We start from the raw sequence: 4,912 nt of genomic DNA, 5'->3' as shown, positions 1-4,912 counted from the left end.
GCCAACTTGACGTTGGCCGCGCTATCCATCTCCCACCAAAATATCTCGCCTGAGCTCGTTAATTTTGGAAGGAGAATTACGCGCTATCCGTTAAAGTATTGTGAGCTGCTACAGATTATGCCAATCACTGTATGCACTGACAGATAAAACACTGACAAAGTGAAACGATACAGAATAGGGTTCGTTCCAACTCCCTGGGAACGGCATTGTCACCCTGAAAAGGGTATTTGCCATATCTGGCCGCTTTTGCGGCCACTTTTTTTATCTCACCCATTAACAGGTTTGACCTACCCACTCCATAAAAAGCCCGTATCGACCCACTCGCCATAAAAAAAGCCCGTATCCACGGAGGAATACGGGCCAAAGTTATACCGCTTAACATAGCAGGGTGATACAAAAGACAAAGCAGACAGAAATCAGTATTTGTACCCCAAATAGCACTGATTAAAGCAAACATCTTCCACCGGATTACTCCCTATCACGGGATAGAAAGCCTCCTGGCAGAACAACACTCCCAAACAGAAGTGTCTCTAGCAGATCCAGACAACCTAAACTGACCTCAAGTTAACCGGCATACACCTTAGTTAGCTTGCGCAACAGTTTGATCAAGCTGGGCCAGATATTTCCCCAGACGCTTTTTGTTCATCACAAAGCTCGCCTGCAGCGTGGCAGAGTCAGACTTGATCTGTTCCAGATTAACAGGCTTACCTGCTACCACAACACCGATCATCGCCATAATAGAATGAGGGTCGCACTGATAGACGTAAACACCTTCTTTATCCATAGTGACGGAGACTTTCTCGCTCATACCCCCCTTCCAGGGTGTGGCTCCCTCAGGCAGCAAGCCATCAACAGAAGCGGAATTATGCGCCGGTTTGCTTGGAACAAAGTGCACCGTATCGCCCACATTCACATGCAATACAGCCGGTTCAAACACCATAGAACCGCCCTCACCGCGATTCTTCATGTGCACCGTATGCTCAGCGGCCCAACTCAGGCCAGACACTAAACACAGCGACGCAGCCAACAGCTTAACCTTCAACATATTCATTCTCTCCAGTCACTCTGAACTGGAAACTATGGTATAGCGACTACGCAAGCGAACATATTGTCATATGGGGGCAAAACAGCATAACCCGGCACAGACCAACCGAAGTAAGCCAAAGGATTAGAGTCAAAAGGAGGAGGCCATCATAAGAAAGGCAGAGAGACGAACAACGGGGATCATTCAGTGATCCCCGCTACATCAGACAAAACTCATTGCAATCTAATCGTTACAGCGTTTTCAGGTACTCAATCAGCGCTCTTTTCTCATCTTCTGTCAGACGTGGACCTATCACACCGTTACCGATCGGCTGATCATCAAAAATATGACCTGTATTGAAGTTGCCCGGCTCGCGGGTATCCAGAATAAAGCGCCCCTCCTGATAGTCATCAGTGAGTTTATAGTGCGCCAGATCCTTACGATGATTCAGCTTAGCTGCCACATTACCCTGAACGATGCCCAGTTTTTCAGTATCAAACGTCAGGTTACCCAGTTCAACAAAGGTTGGACGCTGATTCTGCGTCGATAACAGATCATAGACACTGGCCACAGAACCGTTATGCAGGGATGGAGCCGTTGCCCAAATACCATTCAGAGGTCGGGCTTTATAACCGGCACCGGCTTGCAGGCAGTTAGGACGACCACCTTCCATCACCTTTTGATGCTCTTCTGTAATGTAATTCTGCTTAAACCACTGATCATTGGTCTCCTGCACAAAAGCGCCCAATGCCAGAGCATAGCTCGCTGTCGCACTGTCTTTCATTGTCACATGCGCCAGATAAGCTTCAGACTCCACTGCCGATTTCTCTGCTTTCTTTTCGTCATCAGTGCCAAGATAAGTCACTGAATCATAAGAGGCCTGTGCATTCTCTTTACCCGGCTGATCAATGGTACCAGCACTCACAGAGACCAGAGTGCAGATATCCGTGTTCAGACCCAGACCTATAGTGTCCACCGTACGATTCACCAGCACATCCCCCTGAGCAGGGTCAGTGTTGATATCCTGTTGCGAAATAACCTTCAGCGCCAGATATTTTTCAGCAGTAGACACTAAGTCACCGCTTTTATCACTATAGACAATCTCCTTCCAATACTTATCACTCCAGAACTCAGGTGAGCCAACCACAGGCAAGTGACAACCCTGACAATACTGGTTATACAATGCCTTCCCCTGACTCGCTTTTACCTGATCAATCTTAGGGAAGCTCGCCGGCCACTTTGGCGCAGGCAGACCATTAAATGCAGGCCCACCTTTGTGCTTTTGCTCATCGAACGGATAATCACCCGACATCCAGTATTCAATCTCGTGCAGATTTCTTACCGGAATAGACGAGGAGTACTGAGTATTTGCCTGATTTTCATCTTTGTTAGTTTCGGCATTAACATACGCAGCAACGCCTAATGCCTCACCACTGTTACGAATCAGAGGCTGCATAATAGAAGCGTCGTACTGCACCCAGTCAAACCAGGACGTCGTCCAGATATGTGGATAATTTACCGGTGCATCAATCGGCGCATAGTTACCTGGTTTATTGATATCGCGATCAAAGACCTGATTACCAATACGATTCAAGGCATCAAGACAGGTGAAACCTTCCGTCACATTGATCACATCCTGACTGCTGCCCAACAGCTTCAGGGTCGCCGTTAACTCATCTTTCAACTTATTACGGGTCACCACACTGTAATTACTGCCCAATATATTCTTTGCGAAACGCTCAAAGCGACTGTTAAAGATTGGCAGATGACTGGATAGCGCGGTTTGCCCCAGAGCAGCACCCAGAGAGGCGGTTAGCAAACCCAAATCCGTCATCGCAGGACCGCCATCAATCACATAACGGGTGCCACCTTGTACCATCTGACCGGTATGACAAGCCGCACAGGTAAAGCCTGCTGCCGTAGCGTTACGGTCGATACCAGGGAAGTAGATGCTTTCAGTTTTCGCAATACCAATCGGCAAGCCATCGGGGCTGTCGCTTTCGATAAAGCCAATACGCAGCAGGTATTCACCCACAAACTTATTACCAGAGCCAAACAGAATATGCCAAGGGGTGGGTCTAGGCTCTTCCAGCGCTAACAGCCACTGATAAGGAATAGGCAGCGTTGCTGTACCCTGAGATTCGTGGTAGATCCACTGTGTATCCTTGTCTTTACCCCAACCGTGCGGATTGACATATTCAATCGGCATCTGGGTGTAAGTTGGTAGTACAGGTGGTGTCAGCTCATGTTTGATCTCTGCAATCGTGTTCTGAATTTTAATCACAACATAGACCACAGCCACCACAGCGATCAGTACAATCAACCACAGCAGCTTGGATTTTAACACCCTAAGCAACCTTGACTGTTTATCCCCCGTCCAAGCACTCATAGTTATTCCTTATTAGTTATATTGAGCAACCGTTTGACGGGGATGGTATAGAGCCGACGACAAAAAGGTATTACAGGCTATTACCAAAAACGCTATAAAATAACCGCTCTGATAAAGCCATTTTGGGTCGCCATAATCTGGGGGATTATTTCGTTTCTAGCGTTTTAGCCTCATCCCACCAGGCATCCATCTGATCAAGATCTACATCATCAAAGCTTAAACCGGCTTCACTCAGCTTTTGCTCAATATACTGAAAACGGAATTCAAACTTACGGTTGGTGCCACGCAGCGCGGTTTCCGGGTCTTGTTTTAGGAAGCGGGTCAAATTGGTCGCTGCAAACAGCACATCGCCATACTCTTTCTGTGCCGCTTTTAGATCGTTCTGAGCCAAGGCCTCTTTTACCTCATCCAGCTCTTCATGGATCTTATCCAGCACACCATGTACATCCGGCCAGTCAAAACCCACCTTGGAGGCGCGTTTTTGCAACTTCGCCGCCCGACTTAACGCCGGTAGTGTCACTGGCACATCCGCCAGAATAGAAGGGTTCTCTTCGGTAATCCCCTTCTCGGCTTTTTCCTGGGCCTTAATCTCTTCCCAACGCTGTTTCACCTGCTGCTGACTGACTTCGGCTTTTTCTTTGGTGTTTTCTTCGGCTTTTTCTTCGCGAGCCTCAGACCTATTATCAGACTGGGCTTTATCTGCGCCAGTATCCGTTGACACAGCAGAAGGCTCACCGGGATACAACTGGCCATCGTCAAACACATGAGGATGACGACGCACCATCTTCTCCACCAGCCCCTGCACCACATCATCCAGCTTAAACCAACCCTTTTCATCCGCCATCTGTGCGTAATAGATCACCTGAAACAGCAGATCACCCAGCTCATCCTTCAGATGGGACCAATCTTCCCTTTCGATGGTATCCGCCACCTCATAGGCCTCTTCCAAGGTGTAAGGCACAATCGTGGCAAATGTCTGCTCCTTATCCCACGGGCATCCGGTTTCAGGGTCACGTAAACGGGCCATCAGGTAAGTCAGATCCTGAACAGAATAACGTTGGCTCATGGCAGCTCCAGCAGTCAAAACTTAAGGGGAAATATTAAAGAAAGGAAAATATTAAAGCGGGAATAGTCACTATTGACATCCTCCCTCCGCTAAATCAGGCAAGCTGATTATAGCGGGGGATTCCTACAGCTAGACGGCCATGTCCGACCGCAAGAATGTTCCTGGCCGCATTCACATCGCGGTCGTGCGTGACACCACACGCACTGCAGATCCACTCTCTTATTCCAAGTCCTGCGATACCTTTCGGCCTCGAATCAGGCAAACTGCCACAACTCGAACAGGTTTGGGTGGTGTACGACTCATCAACTTCTTTGAAAACAATACCTGCGTGAGCGCATTTATAATCCAGCATCGTTTTCAGCATGGCCCAACCTGCATCCAGCACAGACTTCGCCATCTTGGTTTTGGCTAATGAGGAGGATTTCACGTTGCC

Annotated in this window: 4 protein-coding genes; all 4 read right to left on the bottom strand. The window is 48.3% G+C overall.

The genetic code is table 11. The annotated features are described in order from the left end of the window. Nucleotides 1-580 precede the first annotated feature (580 nt). Entirely contained in the window at nucleotides 581-1,045 is a 465-nt protein-coding gene (locus tag H579_RS0118330; protein ID WP_051227875.1) for a pseudoazurin, read from the bottom strand. A gap of 229 nt (nucleotides 1,046-1,274) precedes the next feature. After that, nucleotides 1,275-3,413, bottom strand: a complete 2,139-nt coding sequence (locus tag H579_RS0118325) for a c-type cytochrome (protein WP_028301873.1) — start codon at nucleotides 3,411-3,413, stop codon at nucleotides 1,275-1,277. Nucleotides 3,414-3,558: 145 nt separating this feature from the next. Beyond that, nucleotides 3,559-4,479, bottom strand: a complete 921-nt coding sequence (mazG, locus tag H579_RS0118320) for a nucleoside triphosphate pyrophosphohydrolase (protein ID WP_028301872.1) — start codon at nucleotides 4,477-4,479, stop codon at nucleotides 3,559-3,561. Nucleotides 4,480-4,573: 94 nt separating this feature from the next. Beyond that, nucleotides 4,574-4,912 (bottom strand): RNA-guided endonuclease InsQ/TnpB family protein (locus H579_RS26460; RefSeq protein ID WP_036566282.1); only part of this gene is annotated, 339 nt, incomplete at its 5' end.

It is taken from the genome of Oceanospirillum beijerinckii DSM 7166, from assembly GCF_000422425.1.
GTDB classification, from domain to species: Bacteria; Pseudomonadota; Gammaproteobacteria; order Pseudomonadales; family Halomonadaceae; genus Oceanospirillum; species Oceanospirillum beijerinckii.
Note: the sequence above shows the minus strand (reverse complement) of the source record. Positions and strands in the feature narration are given on the sequence as shown.

What these genes read in the sequence shown, in the direction of transcription:
- H579_RS0118330 (WP_051227875.1), bottom strand. Translation starts at nt 1,045, where the DNA reads ATGTTGAAGGTTAAGCTGTTGGCTGCGTCGCTGTGTTTAGTGTCTGGC.
- H579_RS0118325 (WP_028301873.1), bottom strand. Translation starts at nt 3,413, where the DNA reads ATGAGTGCTTGGACGGGGGATAAACAGTCAAGGTTGCTTAGGGTGTTA.
- mazG (WP_028301872.1), bottom strand. Translation starts at nt 4,479, where the DNA reads ATGAGCCAACGTTATTCTGTTCAGGATCTGACTTACCTGATGGCCCGT.